General features: G+C 44.6%; 18 protein-coding genes. 8 read left to right on the forward strand and 10 right to left on the reverse strand.

Annotation, left to right across the window (positions count from 1 at the left end; genetic code table 11):
- Positions 1-46: 46 nt before the first annotated feature.
- The 5 genes from ACFSTG_RS10755 to ACFSTG_RS10775 all read right to left on the reverse strand — a co-directional run bounded on the left by ACFSTG_RS10755 (position 47) and on the right by ACFSTG_RS10775 (position 6,470).
- Complete coding sequence (locus ACFSTG_RS10755; protein WP_380752373.1) at positions 47-1,588, reverse strand: SulP family inorganic anion transporter; 1,542 nt, start codon at positions 1,586-1,588, stop codon at positions 47-49.
- A 500-nt stretch (positions 1,589-2,088) separates the two neighbouring features.
- Positions 2,089-2,502, reverse strand: a complete 414-nt coding sequence (locus tag ACFSTG_RS10760; RefSeq protein ID WP_380752376.1) for a response regulator — start codon at positions 2,500-2,502, stop codon at positions 2,089-2,091.
- On the reverse strand, positions 2,489-4,720 hold the full coding sequence (locus ACFSTG_RS10765; RefSeq protein WP_380752379.1) for a PAS domain-containing protein: 2,232 nt from the start codon (positions 4,718-4,720) through the stop codon (positions 2,489-2,491). The genes ACFSTG_RS10760 and ACFSTG_RS10765 overlap by 14 nt, the downstream gene beginning before the upstream one ends.
- Positions 4,721-4,998: 278 nt before the next feature.
- The gene (locus ACFSTG_RS10770) at positions 4,999-5,229 is read right to left on the reverse strand and encodes a ferredoxin (protein ID WP_380752382.1); all 231 of its coding nucleotides are present in this window, start codon (positions 5,227-5,229) and stop codon (positions 4,999-5,001) included.
- Complete coding sequence (locus ACFSTG_RS10775) at positions 5,229-6,470, reverse strand: peptidase U32 family protein (protein WP_380752435.1); 1,242 nt, start codon at positions 6,468-6,470, stop codon at positions 5,229-5,231. The genes ACFSTG_RS10770 and ACFSTG_RS10775 overlap by 1 nt, the downstream gene beginning before the upstream one ends.
- A gap of 231 nt (positions 6,471-6,701) precedes the next feature.
- On the opposite strand from ACFSTG_RS10775, the gene ACFSTG_RS10780 reads away from it, so the two are divergent.
- The 4 genes from ACFSTG_RS10780 to ACFSTG_RS10795 all read left to right on the forward strand — a co-directional run bounded on the left by ACFSTG_RS10780 (position 6,702) and on the right by ACFSTG_RS10795 (position 9,315).
- Positions 6,702-7,676, forward strand: coding sequence for a DUF438 domain-containing protein (locus ACFSTG_RS10780; protein ID WP_380752385.1), 975 nt, complete (start codon positions 6,702-6,704; stop codon positions 7,674-7,676).
- A 55-nt stretch (positions 7,677-7,731) separates the two neighbouring features.
- On the forward strand, positions 7,732-8,214 hold the full coding sequence (locus tag ACFSTG_RS10785) for a rhodanese-like domain-containing protein (RefSeq protein WP_380752388.1): 483 nt from the start codon (positions 7,732-7,734) through the stop codon (positions 8,212-8,214).
- A gap of 138 nt (positions 8,215-8,352) precedes the next feature.
- Positions 8,353-8,499: a hypothetical protein gene (locus ACFSTG_RS10790; RefSeq protein ID WP_380752391.1), complete on the forward strand. Its 147-nt coding sequence runs from the start codon at positions 8,353-8,355 to the stop codon at positions 8,497-8,499.
- A gap of 180 nt (positions 8,500-8,679) precedes the next feature.
- Positions 8,680-9,315 (forward strand): hypothetical protein, encoded by a 636-nt coding sequence (locus ACFSTG_RS10795; protein WP_380752394.1) that lies wholly within the window; start codon positions 8,680-8,682, stop codon positions 9,313-9,315.
- Positions 9,316-9,333: 18 nt separating this feature from the next.
- Here ACFSTG_RS10795 and ACFSTG_RS10800 read toward each other — a convergent pair whose 3' ends face one another.
- The gene (locus ACFSTG_RS10800) at positions 9,334-9,828 is read right to left on the reverse strand and encodes a VOC family protein (RefSeq protein WP_380752397.1); all 495 of its coding nucleotides are present in this window, start codon (positions 9,826-9,828) and stop codon (positions 9,334-9,336) included.
- 159 nt (positions 9,829-9,987) lie between these two features.
- Here ACFSTG_RS10800 and ACFSTG_RS10805 point away from each other — a divergent pair, with 159 nt between their 5' ends.
- Both ACFSTG_RS10805 and ACFSTG_RS10810 read left to right on the forward strand, forming a co-directional pair.
- On the forward strand, positions 9,988-10,923 hold the full coding sequence (locus tag ACFSTG_RS10805) for an NAD-dependent epimerase/dehydratase family protein (protein WP_380752400.1): 936 nt from the start codon (positions 9,988-9,990) through the stop codon (positions 10,921-10,923).
- Positions 10,924-10,955: 32 nt separating this feature from the next.
- On the forward strand, positions 10,956-11,801 hold the full coding sequence (locus ACFSTG_RS10810; RefSeq protein ID WP_380752403.1) for an NAD(P)-dependent oxidoreductase: 846 nt from the start codon (positions 10,956-10,958) through the stop codon (positions 11,799-11,801).
- Between the two features lie 14 nt (positions 11,802-11,815).
- Here ACFSTG_RS10810 and ACFSTG_RS10815 read toward each other — a convergent pair whose 3' ends face one another.
- Complete coding sequence (locus ACFSTG_RS10815; RefSeq protein ID WP_380752406.1) at positions 11,816-12,958, reverse strand: efflux RND transporter periplasmic adaptor subunit; 1,143 nt, start codon at positions 12,956-12,958, stop codon at positions 11,816-11,818.
- Position 12,959: 1 nt separating this feature from the next.
- Positions 12,960-17,288: a CusA/CzcA family heavy metal efflux RND transporter gene (locus tag ACFSTG_RS10820; protein ID WP_380752409.1), complete on the reverse strand. Its 4,329-nt coding sequence runs from the start codon at positions 17,286-17,288 to the stop codon at positions 12,960-12,962.
- Positions 17,289-17,608: 320 nt separating this feature from the next.
- Between ACFSTG_RS10820 and ACFSTG_RS10825 the strand changes: the two genes are divergently transcribed.
- Both ACFSTG_RS10825 and ACFSTG_RS10830 read left to right on the forward strand, forming a co-directional pair.
- Positions 17,609-17,965, forward strand: coding sequence for a SpoIIAA family protein (locus ACFSTG_RS10825; protein WP_380752412.1), 357 nt, complete (start codon positions 17,609-17,611; stop codon positions 17,963-17,965).
- Entirely contained in the window at positions 17,965-18,594 is a 630-nt protein-coding gene (locus ACFSTG_RS10830) for a class I SAM-dependent DNA methyltransferase (RefSeq protein WP_380752415.1), read from the forward strand. The genes ACFSTG_RS10825 and ACFSTG_RS10830 overlap by 1 nt, the downstream gene beginning before the upstream one ends.
- An 8-nt stretch (positions 18,595-18,602) precedes the next feature.
- On the opposite strand, the gene ACFSTG_RS10835 is transcribed toward ACFSTG_RS10830, so the two are convergent.
- Complete coding sequence (locus tag ACFSTG_RS10835; RefSeq protein WP_380752418.1) at positions 18,603-19,181, reverse strand: biliverdin-producing heme oxygenase; 579 nt, start codon at positions 19,179-19,181, stop codon at positions 18,603-18,605.
- Positions 19,150-19,725: a response regulator gene (locus ACFSTG_RS10840; protein ID WP_380752421.1), complete on the reverse strand. Its 576-nt coding sequence runs from the start codon at positions 19,723-19,725 to the stop codon at positions 19,150-19,152. Before ACFSTG_RS10840 ends, ACFSTG_RS10835 begins: the two co-directional genes overlap by 32 nt.
- Positions 19,726-19,733: the final 8 nt, after the last annotated feature.

The raw sequence follows: 19,733 nt of genomic DNA on the forward strand, positions 1-19,733 counted from the left end.
ACTTAAAAAAGAAAGTGCCGGAAATTAAATTTCCGGCACCCTAAGTTTAAACTTTATCTGTAGCCACTTTCCAGGTTGGATCTTCAAAGATATTCACTTCGATGATCTGGTCGGCATTTTTAAGGAGTTGTTTGCAATCCTTACTAAGATGCCTTAGGTGCAGTTTCTTTCCTTGTTTCAGGTATCTTTCAGTAAGCTTGTTTACCGCTTCGATCCCCGACATATCTACTATTCGACTTTCAGAAAAATCAATAACTACCTCATCTGGGTCACCAAGCACATCAAATTTCTCATTGAAAGCAGTGACACTTCCGAAGAAAAGTGGACCATAGATCTCATAATGCTTCGTCCCTTTGTCATCAACATACTTCCTTGCCCGAATCCTTTTAGCATTGTCCCAGGCGAAAACAAGGGCAGAAATGATCACTCCTACAAGTACCGCAAGGGCCAGGTTGTGGAGGAAAATGGTAACCAGAGTTACCAGTACCATGACGAGCACATCAGACTTCGGCATTCTGCGGAAGGTCCTTAAACTCGCCCATTCAAAGGTTCCTATTGCCACCATGATCATCACCCCCGTAAGAGCGGCCATAGGCAATAACTCAATGATGTCTGCAGCAAACATGATAAAGAAAAGCAACATTACCGCGGCCACGATGCCCGATAATCTTGCGCGTGCCCCCGAAGAAACGTTAATAAGGCTTTGACCAATCATGGCGCAACCACCCATTCCCGAAAAGAACCCGGAAAGTACGTTGGCAGTACCCTGGGCCACACATTCCTTGTTCCCGTGACCACGGGTCTCTGTGATCTCATCAACGATATTAAGGGTAAGGAGGCTTTCAATAAGGCCTACCCCGGCCATGATAGCTGCATAAGGGAAAATGAGTGCAAGAGTTTCCCAGTTGAAAGGTACCATGGGAATGTGGAACGGAGGAAAACCACCCTTGATAGAAGCGATATCCCCCACTGTTCTGGTATCTATCCCTAAAAAGGCCACTGCTCCAAAAATGACCAGGATGGCCGCAAGGGAAGATGGAAATACTTTCGTGAGTTTTGGCAGTCCCCAAATGATAAGCATGGTGGTCAATACCAGGGCAAGTAAAATAAAGAGAGGTTCTCCTGTCATCCATACCAATTCTCCCGCTTCATTAACGGTCTTGAACTGGTTAAGCTGCGACATAAAAATGATAATAGCCAACCCGTTCACAAATCCGAAGATCACCGAGTGCGGTACAAGTCTTATGAGCTTCCCGAGTTTTAATACGCCCGCTAACATCTGTATCAATCCTGCGAGAACCACTGTAGCAAAAATATATTCAGGCCCGTGTGAAATGGCAAGCCCCACGATCACGACTGCAACTGCTCCCGTTGCGCCAGAGATCATACCGGGTCGTCCTCCCAGGATGGAGGTTACAAGACCCATTACAAAGGCAGCATACAGACCCGTCAAAGGTGAAAGTCCTGCGATCATAGCAAAGGCAACTGCTTCAGGAATAAGGGCCAGAGCTACGGTTAGCCCGGCAAGAACCTCGGTCTTGTAATTCACTTTCTGTGAAAAATCAAAAAGATTGAAGATCTTTTTCATAAGAATATTTTAATAATAAAGGGAAAAAATGAAATATAAAGGAGATCCTCCGGGATGGAAGATCGTGGTACAGACTACTACCTGTTATTTCAGGGCGGCGTAACCGGGGAGGTGAATGTTTTTTTCTTGCTCGTCATAAGAGCCGGCAAAAGTAATTATTTTTTTGAGAAGAGAGGAGTAGATGGTTCGGAGTTTTTTGGTTCTCGGTTCTCGGTTCTCGGTTGTCGGTTGTCGGTTGTCGGTGATCGGTGGTCGGAAAAGGGGAATAGCTCCTCTCCCTCCGGGACGGGCGGGGTGTAGGATGAATATCTGAAAATTAAATTGAGATAAAGAAGTTAGGTCTCGACTGCGCCCGGCCAGGCAACTAAAAACGAATTAACGATTCTACAATAACCAAAAATTTAAGCACCAATTCCAAACCCGGAATTCGAATTAACGACTCACCGATTCCCCAATTGACTAATCACGAATTAAACATTTCCCAATTAAACAATCGCGAATTAACGCTTCTCAAACAAATGCGCAACTTGCTCGAGCTCCATGATCTCAAGCAGGTGTTCCTGTTTAAGGGGCTTTACGTAATAACCTATTACCTGTTCAAATTGAGCAGCTTTCCTGCTGTCTTCATTGAACATGGAAGACGTTATGATCACGACATGGATCTTGTTGGAGTAAGGTCGCAGTCCGCAGTTCTTGAGGAAATCCCAGCCATTCATTACCGGCATATTGAGATCCAGAAGCACGAGGATCTCTTTCTCTTTTCCAGAACCCTCGTCCAGATAGTCCAGGGCTTCCCTGCCATTAAGGAAGATCTTTGGATCTTCGGGCACAAGTTTGCCTATCACGTGTTTGTGTAACCGTGAAATAATAAGATCGTCCTCTACGATAAGTACTTCTGCTTTATTTGACCTCAATTTCTTCAGTTTTCCTTATTATTTTTACAATAACCTCATCAAGCTCATCTGCCGATTCCCTGATAAGGTCTATTAGTTCCTCCCTGGTCCATACTTCGTAGCAGTCACTATCCAGAAGATCCAGCAATCCTTTTAACCTGGCCAAAGGTGCCCTTACAACATGAGATTGTTCCCAGGCTACCTCTTTCAGGATCTTATTCTGTTTCTTTATTTCCCTGAGCATTTTTCTTGACTCGGTCACATCAAGAGCGGCTCCTACCATGCGAATAGCCTTTCCATCCATATCCCTTAAAATGTATCCGCGGTCAACAACATAAGCATAATCCCCGTTCTTTTTTACGAAACGGTATTCCTGGCGCCATTTGGAGATTGCCGGATCTTCCAAAGCCTTTTTTAAAGAGGTTTCCACCCTGTGCCTGTCTTTACCTGCTATTTTCATAAACCAGAAATTCTCTACAGAGGGTTGATGGGAGGGATCATACCCATATACCTTCTTAAAAGACCGACTTCTGTGAATAGCATCTTTAACAATATCCCAGTCCCAGATCATCTCCCGGGTGGCCTTCATGGCATAGGAAAACCGTTTATTGGCGATTTTTAAGGCTTCGCGCCTGTTCACTATTCCCGAAATATCGCTGGTTGCCCCAATGAGCCTTATGGCTTTGCCATTTTCATCCCTTACTATCTGGCCCCTGTCTATAATGTGCGCATAAGTACCGTTGGCTCTTCTAAACCGGTACTCGGTTTTTATCTGATTTTTCATAGGATCCTGCAGGGTGTCCCTAAGAGTATTTCCCAGGTCTGCAACTTCATCGGGATGGACGTGCTCTTTCCAGAACCCCCTTCTTCCCAGTTTCTCGGGGGAATAACCAAACAGATTTTTATTCCCTTTAAAGAACCTCTCTACCTTATCTGCTTCCAGGTCCCAGTCATAAATGAGATCTTCTGTGGCCGCCGCCGCCAGGCTATAACGTTCGTAAAGTTCACGAATTTCCTGATTTTTCTTAATAAGATCGGTCACTTCCCTTGAATTCGTAACCACCCCCTGTACGTTTGGATCATCACTCAGGTTAGTAGCGGTGGTTTCGAGCCACCTCCATTCCCCGTCTCCGGCTTTAAATCTAAAAGGAGAAATACATACCTGTCTTTTATGTTGTAATTCAGAAAAAGAGGCTTCGACTGCAGAGCGATCCTGGGGATGTATAAGATCAAAAGCGTTTTTCCCCAGATAGTCTTCCGGGGATGTACCCAGAATACTTTTCACAGATTCACTTATATAGTTGCAATTGCCATCCATATCAAGAATCCCTATAAGGTCTGAGGCATCTTCTACCAGGGCTTTAAACTTTTTACGGCTGCTTTCCAGTTCAAATTCCTGTTTCACCACTGTGGATTGAGCCTTCACCTTATCTGTCACATCCTTCGCAATACCAAACACCCCCTGCACCTGCCTGTCTATCACCATAGGCGATAATGAGATATGAATGATCAATTCCCTGCCCTTTGCTGAAAAAAACCTAGCCTCAAATTCCTGGTTTTCACCTCTAATACCCTTATTAAAATGATATTTTATCCTGTCCATATCTTCGGGGGAACAAAACGGCAGGAAGGACATTCCCCTGAGGTTTTCCTCAGGAACCTCTGTTAAACGGCTAAGGCCTTCATTCACATGCAGAAATCTTCCTTCTTTATCCAGGGAGTAAAGTCCGTCGGGGTTTTTATCAATAAAAATTTTTTGCTGCTCCCTCTTCCGGTCGAGTTCTTCCTCAAGTTCCCTTCTTCTTAGCTCCTCCCTTTCCTGCAGGGTTTTTTCAATGGCATAAAGCAAAACGTATTTAACCTTCGCATTTCTATCTGTTTTCACCGGCACAATTTCCATCTGCCAGTATTTTTCAGTGAAATCAAGCGTTTCTGAATTATAAAGGTCGTATCGAATAAAAGGAAGAGTAACGGGTTTCCCGCGCTTCATGGCCTCTTTTATCGAACCAAGCAAGGCACCATTACCAAGATTGGCCTGCCCGGGATTTTCAGGAAAAGCCACCTGAAATTCCTGGCCAACAAGGTCACTGGAGGTAATTCCTGTAAGGTCACTAAAACAGGAACTGGTATCTTTAATGATAAGGCTCCCCTCCCGGCATTCCAGGAGAAGACATGGAAGAGTAATTGCAGTAAATATCTTCTTATAATCTTCCATGGTGGCGGGGCTGATCTTCTGCATCTATTTCCTGAAAATAATTATCCTTCCCTGTATGGGCATAAAGCTCACCAAGGTTATTACCGGGGGACAAAAAAAAGAAAAAAATATACTCGTTACCTGATAAAATTCGATTTTAACCGAATTATTTTGCTCTTTATTGAATTAAATGTAAGAAAAAACTACGGAAAGTACAATACTTTTTTACCTCCCAGTTTTAGACAGGATAATTCACGGGTATTTTAATTTAGAGTTCCCGGCGGAAAAAATTTGGAAGAAAGATACTTCAGGCGGAACAAGTCCTAGATCTCCTTTACCGAAATGATCTTTACAGGGCATGCGGCGGCTGCAGCTTCAGAGGCTTCAACAATGGAATGATCGGCAGATTTTAAGGTGTGAAATCCTTTTTTATCTGTGGCCCGTAAAAGTACAGATTTACCGTCTTTTTTTGACATACGAAACTGGCCGGGAGCAAGCTCCACGCAATAATTGCAGCCAATGCATTTGTTCCGTTGTAAAGTAATTACTACCATTATGCCTCGACCAGCTTATAAAGTTTGTCTGAAAGTCTTATCCTGAAGGGCAGTTGTATGGTACAGCTGTCACCTTTGACGGCCTTATCAGCCGAAACGTCATTCACGAACATTTCTTCAATGGCCAGTTCTTTCGCTCCGGTGGTTGGACCGGTGACCAGGATCTTATCCCCTCTTTTAATATCGTAGGCTTCAATAAGGAACTCCCCTATCCCGGCTTTCGGGAAATAATGCATTCCTTTCCCTACATAAACTTTCTTCTGGATGGCTTGTGAGCCGGAGGTTTTGCTCCATTCCCCCAGTTTCTGCCCCAGGTAATATCCGCTCCAGAATCCCCTGTTGTAGACCGTGCTTAGCCGGTCCATCCACTGCTCTGTTTTTTCTTCGGAATAAGTTCCTTCATACCAGGAATCTATTGCCTCCCGGTAAGCTTTAGTCACAGTAGCTACATATTCAGGTGCCCTTCCCCTGCCTTCGATCTTCAACACCTGCACCCCCGCCTCCATCACCTCATCCAGGAAGTTGATGGTACAAAGGTCTTTGGGGGACATCATGTATTCATTGTCGATCTCGATCTCGAAACCGGTCTCCTGGTCTATCACCGTATATTTCTTACGGCAGTTTTGCTTGCATGCGCCCCGGTTGGCCGAAGAGTTGTGGGAATGAAGGCTGAGATAACACTTGCCTGAAACTGCCATACATAGGGCACCATGACCAAAGATCTCCACCTTCACCAATTCCCCTGAAGGGCCTTTGATCTGTTCTTTTTCGATCTCTTCTGTGATCTTTTTCACCTGGCGCAGGCTAAGTTCCCTGGACAGCACCATGGTTTCAGCAAACAAACTGTAGAATTTCACAGTTTCGATATTGGTGATATTAAGCTGAGTTGAAATATGTACATTCATCCCTATTCCGCGTGCAGAAGCGATCACGGCCTGGTCTGAAGCGATCACCGCAGAGATCTCTGCCTCTTTGGCTGCCGCAAGCAGGGTCTTTATCAGGGAAAGATCATGGTCATAAATGATCGTATTCAGGGTGAGATAAGTACGTACGTTCTTTTCCCGGCATCTGCGGCTTATTTCAGGAAGATCTTCCAGGGTGAAATTTATGGAAGCCCTGGCCCGCATGTTGAGTTGATCAATACCAAAGTAAACTGAATCTGCACAGTTGTCAAGGGCTGCCTGCAGGGATTCAAAATTCCCGGCCGGAGCCATGAGTTCCATTTTCTGAGATCTTTCCATCATAAAATCTTTGCTTTACACCAATAAAAATGCACCCGAAGGAAACTTAATTTTTTTCGGGTACCTGATTTGAGCTGCAAAGAAACTTTGTTCCCCAATGAGAGAATATGACTAAAATCACAATCTGGTATTTTTTCGTTTGAGGCCACTCTTCCTTATCTAATGTGACCAAAATCATAAATTAGGACAAAAGAGTCCTTTTTCTTTGCAAGGAAATCAAAGTGTACCAAAATGAACGAGACCATAGATATTTCCTCCCTGCCACAAGGGCATCCTGTGAGCATTTATTTCAGGGAAAAGGAACTCATAAAACAACTTATTGAAGAGCTGCAGGATACAGATCCTGAGGCTGAAACTCAAAAATATTATAACATCTTCAACCAGCTTTCAGAAATCGAAAGACGATTTGAAAGAAAAGAGAACCAGCTTTTCCCCTTTTTGGAAAAACGGGGCTGGAACGGCCCTTCTCAGGGAATGTGGTCTTTCCATGACAATTTAAGGGAACAATTCCGCCTGCTTCGGAAGAAGATCGGGGACCGCGATTTTGAGGTGGTAAGGACTGACTCCAACTATCTCATTAGTGGTATATACAGGTTGTTGCTGGTTGAGGAGAATGTACTGTTCCCAAATTCCCTGGAGATCCTTACCGAAGAAGACTGGAAGGACGTACGCAAGGGCGAAGAGGAAATAGGCTGGATGTTACCTGAAGCTCCAGCAGCTTTTCCGGAGCAAAAAGAAGATGAATATATTCACCCCAGCCAGGACCATACGAAAAGGGAACTTTCATTTTCCCTTGAAAATACCGCTCATTATGACGAAGGGTACATGACCGTAGACCAGGTGAATTTACTGTTGCGTACCATGCCCCTTGATATTACCTATGTGGATGAAAATGATAAAGTGATCTTTTACAACCGCGGGGAAGAACGTGTATTCCCCAGGAGTGCAGGGATCATTGGTCGGGAAGTAAAATTCTGCCATCCTCCAAAAAGTGTGGGCACGGTTTTACGCATCCTTGAAGAATTCAGAAAAGGGACACAGAACGAATCTTCTTTCTGGATCAACTTCAAAGGCCGCCTTATCTACATAAGGTATTTCGCAGTACGGGACAATGAAAAGAATTATCGCGGGGTCATAGAGATGTCCCAGGATATCACAGATATAAAAGAAATAGAAGGCGAAAAAAGATTATTGGACTGGGATTAAAAAATGTAGCAGTGAAGTTGTAAATTCGCTGCTTCTAATTCTAAAGATAATGATCATGAACAGGAGAAAAGTTTTAATCATTTCTTTTCTGTCAATCGCATTGATTGCTTTTGTTTTCCAGGGATTTTTACCTGAAACTTCGATGCCTCACGCAGAGGAAGAAATGACGCAACAGGAAGAAGTATGGAATGAGGACCAGTTACTGGAACCTGCACAGCTTGCTGCCACCCTTAATGATCCACAGAGAACAGCTCCTGTGATCATTGACCTGGGAGCGGGAGGTGCCATAAAAGGTTCTGTAGAAGTAGGTGAAACACGGTTTAAAACAGGGATGGACAACCTGAAAAAACAAGTGGAAAATCTTCCAAAAGATGCAGATATTGTGATCTATTGCGGATGTTGTCCCTTTGAGAACTGCCCTAATATTCGGCCGGCATTTGGCCTTTTGAACGACATGGCTTTTGAGAATCACAAATTGCTTAACCTCACACGGAATATTAAAGTTGACTGGTTTGACAAAGGATATCCGGTGAACTAAAAGATCATATAATACATTTTCAAACCCTTCGGGAATATTTTCTGAGGGGTTTTTTTATGGTCACTACAAGGTTACGGTTTTCCGTAAAACATTTTAAGCAGGGAGGTGTATCTTTATTTTTAAATGATTTTTTCCTGAATGTTTGAGATCCTGCTCATTTTTGTGTTATTCCCGGCTTTTATCCTGCTGCTCATCCTGTTGATCAATAACCGGAAGCAGAGCAGGCTGCTGAAGAAAGAATTAAAGACCTTCAGGGATGCGCTAAAAAACCCGGGGAGGTATTAAATCATTAAACACAAGGCTTTTTCAGGCTCATTTCAGCTTCAGCAGGGTCAGAAAATTTAAATGTTTTTTATCTTTCAATACGTCATTTTGAACCCCTTCAACTTCCGGAGCGACATTCGTATGCCCACCTAATCAAGATTTTTTCTTAACTTAGAAAGATCAACCAATTTTAATTGCGCTATGAAAATCCCATTTTTTACTGCCTTTGTTTTTCTGGCTTTAAGCCTTAACGCACAGGATAAACAAACCCAAATTCCATCACCCGAGATCCAGATCAAAACTGCGAATCTTGCCGCCCCTGAAGACCTGCGTGATGCAACCCGGGTTTACGGATACGACCGGGAGGGTAATTTTACCTTGCTAAGAGAAGGAACCAACAACCTGGTATGTGTGGGCGATGATCCCAACCAGGAGGGCATAAATGTTTCCTGTTATTCTGTTAAGCTGGAACCTTTTATTAACCGCGGAAGGGAACTTACCGCAGAAGGTTTGGGAGAAATGGAAAAGCGGGAAGCCCGGCAGCTTGAAGCAGAATCAGGGGATCTGGAAATGCCCGATGCTCCCAGTATGATGTATATCTACAGTGGTAACCAGGAAGATTATGATCCCGCAACAGGTGATTTGAAAAACGGACATTTCAGGTACGTGATCTATATACCTTATGCGACCACAGAATCTACTGGATTGCCCGATAAACCACATGCTCCCGGAATGCCGTGGCTAATGGATCCCGGTACCCACCGGGCCCATATCATGATCACTCCTCCAAGAGATCAGCCAAAAGAAGAGCCGAAAGATCATTCAAAAGATCATTAATTCGGTACTTCTTTAATTTTATTCAAGTTCTGCGAGCAGGTCCTCCACGTCCAGCCTACGGGTGTACATTTGAATGGAACCATCCTCTTTACGCGGCCATTGCTCTTTTGGGCGGTCATAATAAAGTTCTACCCCGTTACCGTCAGGATCATCAAGATAAATAGCTTCAGAAACTCCGTGATCTGCCATTCCCGAAAGGGAAACCCCTTCCTCCAGAAGTCTTTTCAGAACAACCGCAAGATCCTTACGGGTTGGATACAGAATGGCAGTATGATACAAACCTACTCCAGATCTTGAAGCCCTGGCTGCATTTTCACTGTGCCAGGTGTTGAGGCCAATATGATGATGGTATCCCCCGGCAGAAAGAAAAACCGCCGTATCCCCTATTCTTTCGGTGATCTCAAAACCCAGCAGATCCCGGTAAAATTCCAGTGCCCTTTCCAGGTGTGAAACCTTTAGATGTATATGACCTATCCGGGTTCCTGAAGGAACCTTGTAAACCTCCTTTTTCATACCCTTGATTTTTCAGAATACAAGTTAAGAAATTGCGTCACAAGACCGATGTGAAGAGCCGGAAGGAATAAAAATTCCAGCCGGGGTGGTTTCAAGTGCCGGAATTTTGTAACTTTTATGTAGAATGCTGAAGTATCACTAACCACTAAACCTGGAAGCATGCAAACAATACTGGGATCTGGAGGCCCCATTGGTACCGAACTCGCCAAGGCTCTTACCCGATACACAAACGACATAAGACTGGTGAGCAGGGTTCCCGTGAAGGTCAATCCTTCAGATGAACTCTTCCCGGCAGACCTTCTGCAGATCCAGGCAGTAAAAAAGGCGGTAAAAGGATCTGAGATAGTCTACCTAACAGCGGGCCTTCCATACAATTACAGTACCTGGGCAAAAGAATGGCCGGTAATTGTTACCAACGTCATAGAGGCTTGTATGGAATTTGATACAAAACTGGTGTTTTTCGATAATATGTATCTCTATGATTCAAACCAGCTGGGAAAAATGACCGAGACCGCAACGGTCAATCCTCCTTCTAAGAAAGGGGTGGTAAGAGCAAAGATAGCCGAGATGATCATGCAGGAGGTATGGACGGGAACACTATCTGCACTCATTGCACGCTCTGCCGACTTCTACGGGCCGGGGATCAAAAACAACAGCATATTAATTGAAACGGTATTTAAACCTCTTTCCCAAAATCAAAAAGCGAAGTGGATGGGGTCTGCCCATTACAAACATTCCTTTACCTATACTCCAGATGCAGGTAAGGCCACTGCCCTGCTGGGTAACACCGAAGATGCCTATGGCCAGGTGTGGCACCTGCCAACAGCCCCAGACCCTTTAACGGGCGAAGAGTGGGTGAACTGCATAGCCAAAGCCATGGATAAGAAACCGGGTTACTGGGAAATCCCTAAATGGATGGTACGAGCAATGGGGGTTTTCATGCCGATAATGAGGGAAACTGTGGAGATGATGTACCAATATGAGCAGGATTACGTTTTTGATAGTAGTAAGTTCTGTGACCGCTTTAAAATGAGACCTACCCCCTACAAGGAAGGAGTCAGGGAGGTGGTACAGGCAGATTTCAGAAACTTATAAAACAGATGAATAACGAAAACATATAGATCTTTATGAAAACAGGATGGATTGGATTGGGAAAAATGGGAAGCCTCATGTCCCGGAAGTTACTTGAAGCCGGGTATCCACTTTCGGTTTATAACCGCACGAAGAAAAAACAGGAGAGTCTCAAAAAGGAAGGTGCATCAACGGCCGGTTCCCCCAAAGAACTTTTGGAAACGGTAGATGTGGTTTTCCTAATGGTCTCAGATGATGAGGCCACCCGCCAGCTCTTTGAAGGAGAGAACGGACTTCTGAAGGCTGAGGTGCAGGGAAAGATCGTGGTTAATATGAGTACCGTTTCGCCGGACATTAGCCGGGAAATGGCTGCTGCCCTAAGAGAAAAATCCAATTACTACCTTGATGCCCCGGTATCTGGAAGTGTAAAACAAGCCCGGGAAGCTTCCCTTGTGGTGATTGCCGGGGGCGAAAAAGATGTTTTTGCAAAGGTGAAGCCGCTACTGGAAACTATCGGAAAAAAAGCGATTTTGGTGGGGGAAACCGGTGCCGGAAATGTCACCAAACTCGCTGTGAATACTTTTCTGGGAATCGTCACTCAGGGTCTGGCCGAAGTCATTTCTTTTTCGGCCACAAAAGGTATCAGGACTGAAGACCTTATGGAGATCATCAACAACAGTGCTTTAGGAAGTCCTTTTATTAAGATCAAAGGGAATGCAGTAATGGAAGATAATTACGAGGCGGCTTTCACTTTAAGTCACCTGAGCAAAGACCTGAGACTTGCAAAAGAAGCGGGATTGGATTCCCCTCTGGGCAATGCTACGCATGAAACCTTTATCAGGGCAAATGAAGATCTTGGATCTGAAGATGTCATCTCTATAATTAAGAAAATCAGGAAATAAGTACCCAAGCCAGGTTATTCGGTAATGAGGTTAAAGGCTCCCCGGGTTAGGAAACGGGTATCCTCAGGGAAATCTTTTGCATTGACGATGCTGATATACCCCTTTCCGGAGGGACCCGGGGTTACTTCGGTTTTTCTAAAAATAAACCCGTCCGGATTATCTTCCTGCAAGACCAGCACATAGTAGAGGTCTTCAATGTTCACCACTGCCTCTTCAGGCAGGGAAAGCAAATATTCAGAAGACGTCTGTATCTCAGCTTCCACATACATTCCGGGATTGAAAAGGTCTTTATCCTGTTCATTTTTAAGATGGCCGTGAACTTCAATGGTTCGGTTTTCAGTATCTATTGATTTCCCTACCAGGTAGACCTCAGCCTCATAAGAAACCTCCGGGTTATCCTGGAGCCTGAAGATGATCTCCTGTCCCTGTTTTACCTTCGGAAGATCACGTTCAAAGATCCTAATCTCGAGGTGAAGGTGTTCAGGGTCGTTGATCTCAACAACTACATTTGAAGGATCTACATAACTACCAATATTGGCATTCACCCGGGTAATAAATCCGCTGATGGGAGATAGTATGGTAATAATGGACCTAAGGTTTTCTTCGGCAACTGAATCAGGCTCCATTCCCATGAGCCGCAGTTTCTTTCCTAAGGAATGATACCTGGCTGAAACTACTTTAAAATCTGATTCTGCCTTTAAAAAGCTTTTTTGGGAAGCAATATTATCTTTTGCCAGATTTTGCTGTCGTTCATAATCTGATTTCAGATATTTTAACTGCCCTTTGGCTTCCAGATAATCCTGTTGTATCTGAATATATTCGGGATTTTCAAGGGCAAATAAAACTTGTCCCCTGTTCACTTTTTGGCCCGGCAACAGGTCCAACCGCTTTACATAACCGCCATAATATGGATGAACAGAGGCTTTATATTGAGGAGGAACCTCAAAAACTCCGTTTGCGCTGGCGGTGGTATGGAAATTTTGCTGTCGTAATTCCCCAAGTTCCATTCCCGAAGATTCAAACTGGGTGCTGGTAATTTCAAACCGGTTACGGTCAATTTCCTTCGGCTCGGTCTCCTCTTTCTCTTTCCCGCTGTTGCATGCGGCTATCATCATGACAGGTATAAGAAAAAGGAATGTTTTGATCCTGTTTTTCATTTTATTGGAGTAAATAGTTCAATTCCAGGACTGCACTGTTGTATTTCAACAGATTGTCCAGGTATGACAGTTCAATATTTTTCGCATTTTCCAGCAGCTGTATATACTGGAAAAAATCGATCTCTCCTCCCTGGAAAGCGAGGTTGGCGTTCTTGATTATTTCCGAAGAAAGATCCTTTCCGGTACCGGTATAGAACTCTACCGCCAGCCGGTATTGCTCGATTTCTGTTTGAAGGGCTTGAACACGGCTTATGAGCTTAGAGAGGTAATCTTCCTGTTCCTGCCTCGCCACATCAATGGCGACCTTTGCAGCGTTAATTCGGGCTCGCTGTGCCCCAAACCACAGCGGTATGGCTATCCCAGCCTGGAACCCGGAATATATTTCGGCGTTTGCAGCATTGTTGGTCCCCCTAAAGACTGAAAACCGGAGGTCTGGCCATAAGTGTTGTTTTTCAAGGTATAGCAGCCGTTCATTGACCGCCACCGTTTGTTTCTTAAACTCTATTCCCACATGATCTTCCAACGGCACAAAATCGGGTTCCAGCACGGGTAAATGGCGTGCTTGTATAACAAAGGTTGTATCTGTCTGCATCCAGCCACCAAGTTCAGCATAGGCTTTTTTGACCTGGGTCTCACTCTGCCTTCTTAAAAGTGTCATCTCCTGCTGCTTGGCATTCGCGGTAAGCTTTTCCAGATAATTAGTTTCCCCGGTTTCATACCTTCGGTTTGCCGCATGGGCAAAGCCTGAAAAAAGGCTGTCCAGATAGCGGTAATTCTCATTCACATTCTGCCAGTAGACCACTGAATAATACGCTTTTGAAACTTCTTTGGTTATGAATACTTCTTCCAGTTCATACCGCCTCTGCTCCAGACGGGTTCTTTCATTAAAAAGTTTTCTACGGGCATCGTAAACCAGCGGGAAACTGAGAGACTGCTCCACACCCCACACCCGCAAGGGCTCCCCATTCTCGGCAATGTTCATTTGATCATAGTTGTAATAGATCCCGGTCTTGTCAATGTCCCATGCACTGCCGGCAAGTTTCTCACTCTCTTCAACCCTGTCAGCAGCAGCCATTAGCTGCTTGTTATTCTCAAGAGCGATCTCTATTGCCTGCTCCTGAGAGAGAGGTTCAATCTGTCCAAGCACTGGATTACTGTAGATCATAGAGATCAAAAATAACAGGATCACCGTCACCCCTGCGGAAGGCCGTTTTGGTTTCTTGCCTTCAAACATGGCATACAGTACCGGCAACACGATCAACGTAAGGGCAGTCGCGGTCACCAGTCCCCCAATCACAACGGTAGCCAATGGCCTTTGCACCTCAGCCCCGGCAGAAGTAGAAACCGCCATGGGAAGGAATCCAAGCGCGGCTGCAGATGCGGTTAACAGCACCGGCCGCAACCGGTTCATGGTTCCCGTAATGACCCTCTTTTTAATATCTTTTATTCCCTGTGCCTTCAAATCCTTAAATTCATCAATCAATACGATACCGTTCAGCACCGCAATTCCAAACAGTGCAATGAACCCCACCCCTGCTGAGATACTGAAAGGCATTCCCCTTAGATACAGTAGTAATACTCCTCCCACTGCAGCCAGAGGGATCGCACTATAGATAAGGAGTGCCTTTTTAACAGAGTTAAAGGCGAAATGCAGCATGATAAAGATAAGAAGCAGGGCGATAGGAACCGCTACCATAAGCCGGTTTTTGGCAGTGCGAAGGTTCTCGAATTGCCCGCCATAGGTGATATAATATCCCGGTGGAAGTCCTATTTGCTCATTAATGATCTCCCGCACATCGTCAACGACAGATTGCAGATCACGGTTCCTCACATTTACCCCCACCACTATTCGTCGTTTGGTATCATCCCGGGAGATCTTTGCCGGACCTTTTGAATAAGAAATACTCGCGAATTCGCTTAAAGGGAGTTGATTGCCATTTGGCAGCTGCACAGTAGTGGTTTCCAGATCTGAGATATCCCCCCGGTGTTCCTTATCGAATCTTAGCACCAGGTCAAACTGTTTTTCCCCTTCGAATATAGTTCCCGCAGTAGAGCCGGCAAATCCCGTCACGATAAGATCGTTGAGATCTTCAATGTTGAGGCCGTATTTTGCAATTTTCTGCCGGTCAAATCTTACCGTCATTTGCGGCAGCCCGGTGATCTTTTCAACAATAATATCTGATGCCCCCTCTACATTCTCAATGGCCTTTTGGACCTCAAGACCCTTTTGGTACAGCAGGTCAAGATCTTCCCCGAAAATTTTAATGGCGACGTCTGCCCGTACTCCGGTGATCAATTCATTAAATCTCATCTCTATGGGCTGGGTAAACTCAAAATCCACTCCGGGTATTACAGATAAGGCTTCCTTGAACTCATCGGCCAGTTCGTCTTTACTGCCTGCACTGGTCCATTCCCCTTTGGGGCGCAACCTGATAATGACATCAGTCTCCTCCATTGACATAGGGTCTGTAGGGACCTCGGCTGCACCAATCCGGCTAACCACCTGTTCTACCTCAGGAAATTCCATAAGGATCTTTTCTATCCTGGTGGTGGCTTCAATGGTCTTGCTGAGGGATGTTCCCGTTTTCAACACCGGCTGGATCACAAAATCCCCCTCGTCAAGGGTAGGCACAAATTCACCGCCCATTCGGGAGAAAAGAATACCTACGGCAATAAGCATTAAAACCGCCAGGACCAGAACAAGTTTTCCTGAACGTAAAGCCCATTCAATGGAGGGTTTGTAAACTTTTTTAAGGGAGGTCATCAGCCTGGAAGAAATGGTCTTTTTATTAGGGTCTGTAGGTTTAATGAACAGGGCAGACATTACGGGTACATAGGTAAAACAGAAAATGATGGCTCCTATCAGGGCAAAACAAAAAACAAGTGCCATAGGTCTGAACATTTTTCCCTCCACATTGACCAGGGAAAGAATCGGGATAAAAACAATAATTATGATGAGTTGACCGAAGATAGCCGAATGCATCATTTTAGAAGCGCCTTTTAAGGTAAGGGCGTCCATCATTTTTCTTCGTTTCTTCCCGGTAAGCTCTTTTATCTTATCCCTTTCTGAAGTTATGGTATGAGAAACAAATTCAACGATGATCACCGCACCATCGATAATGATCCCAAAATCTATCGCCCCCAGGCTCATGAGGTTGGCGTCTACTCCAAAAATATACATTAGCGAGAGTGCGAAAAGGAGACATAATGGAATCACTGAAGCAACCACCAGGCCGGAGCGCCAGTTGCCCAGTAATAGTACGACCACAAAGATCACGATAAGACATCCCAGGATAAGATTTTCGGCAATTGTTCCGGTGGTCTTTCCAATGAGTTCACTGCGTTCCAAAAATGCATTGATCCTTACCCCTTCGGGCAAACCGGGTTGTATTTCTGCCACCCGCTCCTTTACCGCTTTGATCACGGCATTGGAATTGGCATCCTTCAGCATCATCACCTGCCCCAGTACCTTTTCCCCTTCCCCGTTACCGGTGATAGCCCCAAATCGGGTAGCGTGGCCAAACCCAACTTCAGCAATGTCTTTTACATACACAGGTATCCCTTGACGGGTACTCACAACAATATTTTCTATATCTGCGATCTCTGCTGCCAGACCTTCTCCGCGGATAAAATAACTCTCGTTACCTTTTTCTATATAACCTCCACCTGCTACAGAATTGTTATTTTCAAGAGCTTTAAAGACTTCTGAAAGAGAAACGTTCATTCCCCTGAGCCTTGATGGGTTTACCGCTACTTCATATTGCTTGAGATATCCTCCCCAGGTGTTCACCTCCACCACTCCCGGAATACCTGAAAGCTGACGTTTTACAATCCAGTCCTGAATGGTCCTAAGGTCTGTAACCGAATATCTTCCCTTGTATTCAGGCTCCACCTCTAGAACATATTGATAAATCTCACCGAGTCCCGTACTTACGGGTCCCATAAAAGGAGTTCCAAAACCTTCCGGGATCCTCTCTTCTGCACTTTTGATCTTCTCAGCGATAAGCTGTCTTGGGAGGTAAGTGCCCATATCGTCATTAAAAACCACAGTCACTACAGAGAGCCCGAATTTGGAGATGGATCTTATCTCCTGCACATCGGGCAGGTTCGCCATCTCGAGTTCCACCGGGTAGGTCAGGAATTTCTCCACATCCTCTGTTGCCAGATTGCGGGAAGTAGTGATCACCTGCACCTGATTATTGGTAATATCAGGCACGGCACCAATGGGGATATTTAAAAGGGAATAAGTGCCAAACCCAACAATTGCTGCCATAAAGAGCAGGATGATGAGTTTGTTGCGGATGCTGTATTCAATGATCTTTTCTAACATGACAAGATTATCATTAAAATCTGTCACATCCCAAGCTCACCGGCCTTTTCATTATTTCATCACCCGAAACGGGCTGTAGAATCCTTTTGGGCTTTGACAATTTGGGGGTCGTATATAAAGGTACGAGGAAATGAGCTCATTTTAAAGAAGAAAAGAAACAGAATTTCAACCTCTTTGAGGAGCAAAAACAGTCCTTCGGGACCTTCGGTTAGGATATTCTTAGGCCTTTATTAACAACACCTTAACCATTCCCAATGGTAAAACTCTTGGCCAACATCTGTTTTCTTCTGAAATTGTATAAGCACTTAAATCCAAAGTTTATGGTTTCTATCCAGACAGCTCAAAATGTGATCTACACAATTGCTGAAGAAAAACTCACCGATGAGGATTATGACAGGATCATCCCCCTGCTCCAGGAGAAGGTAAGAAGCTACGGGAAGATACGCTGGTACTTTGAAATGAGTGATTTTGACGGCTGGACGCTAAGTGCCCTGTGGCGTGATCTTAAATTCGATATTAAAAACCTGGAGAATATTGAAAGGATCGCGATGGTAGGCGAAGAAAAATGGCAGAAGCATCTAACAGAGCTCATGAAACCGTTCACGACAGCAAAAATCGAGTTTTTTCCGCTGGCCGAAAGGGAGAGAGCCAGGAACTGGATAGGAAAATTCAAATAATGAAGATCGACGAATCATACAATGCGTGGGCGAATTCCTATGACTCTGTAGTTAACAGGACCCGGGACCTGGAGGCTCAGGTGATACGCCAAACCTTTTTAAATCCGCACTACGGAAACATCCTGGAGCTGGGTTGCGGTACCGGAAAGAATACGGAATGGCTTTCTAAAAAAGCAGATTTTGTAGAGGCTTTGGATATTTCCGAAGAGATGATCGCCAGGGCAAAAGCAAAAATCGCTGCCGAAAATGTCACTTTCAACCATGCTGATATTACCCGGGAATGGCCGGTAAAACCGGGGTGGGCCAATCTTATCACCTGCAGCCTCGTCCTGGAACATGTCGAAGAACTTAATTTTATTTTTAAGCAGGCTGCAAGGGCTCTAAAGCGGAAGGGGAAATTCTACATTTGTGAACTTCATCCCATGAAACAATACTCCGGGAGCCGCGCTAAATATGAATCCGCAGAAGGAGTCCAGATGCCACAGGCGTTTGTGCACCATATTTCAGATTATCTGAATGCTGCCAGGACTGAAGGTTTTAGTCTCCTCGACCTGAATGAGTATTTTGATGATAAGGAAAATGACAATATCCCCAGGCTGATCTCCCTGGTCTTTGAAAGCAGGAATTAAAGGAACATTTATTTTACAGCCGCAACTGAAAAACCGGTTTGAAAAACCTTCCTGAAATACCTGAAGGTAGCTTTGGCCATTTGGGTAGCCTGCTCCTTTTCTTCTTCTGAAAACTCCTGTAATGAAAGTTCCTCCTTAAATTTCTTCCAGGCTGTGATATTATTTTGATCTCCGTTAAAGAAATGGTGGGAATTAATGTGACTTAACTTTTCGCACCTGGTAACATTTCTCGCCAGGACCATGCCACCCAGGGCAGAACCTTCAACCACGTAGGCCGCACCGTAAGCCTGGGGCCTGGTTTGACACCGGAAGTCTCCCTCAAAACTGTGTAAAGAAACCGGAACATTAAGTTGCTCCAAATCCTTTGCAAGCTCCTGATGTTTTTTCCCTTCATAAAATGGTAAATGCCTTGCAATCTCCTCCTCTGTGGTTTTATAAGCCACATAATTCTGGAGCAGTAAAAGTTTATAGGTTGCTTCGTCAATACTGTAATCCATTATAAAACGGGCCAGATTCTCCTGCTCTACCTGCTCATGCAGTTCTCTGGTAGCTTTTTTAAGGGTTTCGATCATAGTCTTCATCTTCATTTCCTAAATTGAACTTCCTGAGACTGGTTTTGATCCTGGTTATATTTTCTCTTTGCTCTTTATTATCTGAATCAAGATTGTCCAGGTAATCGTTGATCTGGTTTACCGAAATTCTGTTCTTGCGAATCTGTTCTCGTAAATCGGCTTTTGTATTCAGGTTAAAAACCACCTTTTTCAGAAGAGGCTTAAGTTTTTCACCGAGAACATTCATATGCTTCTTAAGGATAAAACCTGAGGCACCTGAAAGAATAGTATTGGCAGCCAATTCTTCATCCTGTAAGGTTCCCGTCAGGAAAATAAATGGAGTAGTTGGATCGATCTCCCTCACCAGATCCAGGATCTCAAGACCGGTGCAGGTTGGGAGATTATAATCGGAGATCACCACATCTGGCACAAAATTGATCATCTTATCGCGGCAGGAACTTAGATCCTGAACCTCTTCGATATCCGGAGCTTCAACCAATTCAGCCAAAGCCCGTTTTGTGATCAGAATATCGGCTTCATTATCTTCAACCAGTAAAATCCTTAATGGAACGTTGATCATACGTTTGT

This window comes from Salinimicrobium flavum (assembly GCF_042684505.1).
Lineage (GTDB): Bacteria > Bacteroidota > Bacteroidia > Flavobacteriales > Flavobacteriaceae > Salinimicrobium > Salinimicrobium flavum.

Bases quoted from the DNA above. Each gene is read 5' to 3' on its own strand.
- ACFSTG_RS10755 (WP_380752373.1), bottom strand. From the start codon at position 1,588: ATGAAAAAGATCTTCAATCTTTTTGATTTTTCACAGAAAGTGAATTAC.
- ACFSTG_RS10765 (WP_380752379.1), bottom strand. From the start codon at position 4,720: ATGCAGAAGATCAGCCCCGCCACCATGGAAGATTATAAGAAGATATTT.
- ACFSTG_RS10770 (WP_380752382.1), bottom strand. From the start codon at position 5,229: ATGGTAGTAATTACTTTACAACGGAACAAATGCATTGGCTGCAATTAT.
- ACFSTG_RS10775 (WP_380752435.1), bottom strand. From the start codon at position 6,470: ATGGAAAGATCTCAGAAAATGGAACTCATGGCTCCGGCCGGGAATTTT.
- ACFSTG_RS10780 (WP_380752385.1), top strand. From the start codon at position 6,702: ATGAACGAGACCATAGATATTTCCTCCCTGCCACAAGGGCATCCTGTG.
- ACFSTG_RS10785 (WP_380752388.1), top strand. From the start codon at position 7,732: ATGAACAGGAGAAAAGTTTTAATCATTTCTTTTCTGTCAATCGCATTG.
- ACFSTG_RS10790 (WP_380752391.1), top strand. From the start codon at position 8,353: ATGTTTGAGATCCTGCTCATTTTTGTGTTATTCCCGGCTTTTATCCTG.
- ACFSTG_RS10795 (WP_380752394.1), top strand. From the start codon at position 8,680: ATGAAAATCCCATTTTTTACTGCCTTTGTTTTTCTGGCTTTAAGCCTT.
- ACFSTG_RS10800 (WP_380752397.1), bottom strand. From the start codon at position 9,828: ATGAAAAAGGAGGTTTACAAGGTTCCTTCAGGAACCCGGATAGGTCAT.
- ACFSTG_RS10805 (WP_380752400.1), top strand. From the start codon at position 9,988: ATGCAAACAATACTGGGATCTGGAGGCCCCATTGGTACCGAACTCGCC.
- ACFSTG_RS10810 (WP_380752403.1), top strand. From the start codon at position 10,956: ATGAAAACAGGATGGATTGGATTGGGAAAAATGGGAAGCCTCATGTCC.
- ACFSTG_RS10815 (WP_380752406.1), bottom strand. From the start codon at position 12,958: ATGAAAAACAGGATCAAAACATTCCTTTTTCTTATACCTGTCATGATG.
- ACFSTG_RS10820 (WP_380752409.1), bottom strand. From the start codon at position 17,288: ATGTTAGAAAAGATCATTGAATACAGCATCCGCAACAAACTCATCATC.
- ACFSTG_RS10825 (WP_380752412.1), top strand. From the start codon at position 17,609: ATGGTTTCTATCCAGACAGCTCAAAATGTGATCTACACAATTGCTGAA.
- ACFSTG_RS10830 (WP_380752415.1), top strand. From the start codon at position 17,965: ATGAAGATCGACGAATCATACAATGCGTGGGCGAATTCCTATGACTCT.
- ACFSTG_RS10835 (WP_380752418.1), bottom strand. From the start codon at position 19,181: ATGAAGATGAAGACTATGATCGAAACCCTTAAAAAAGCTACCAGAGAA.
- ACFSTG_RS10840 (WP_380752421.1), bottom strand. From the start codon at position 19,725: ATGATCAACGTTCCATTAAGGATTTTACTGGTTGAAGATAATGAAGCC.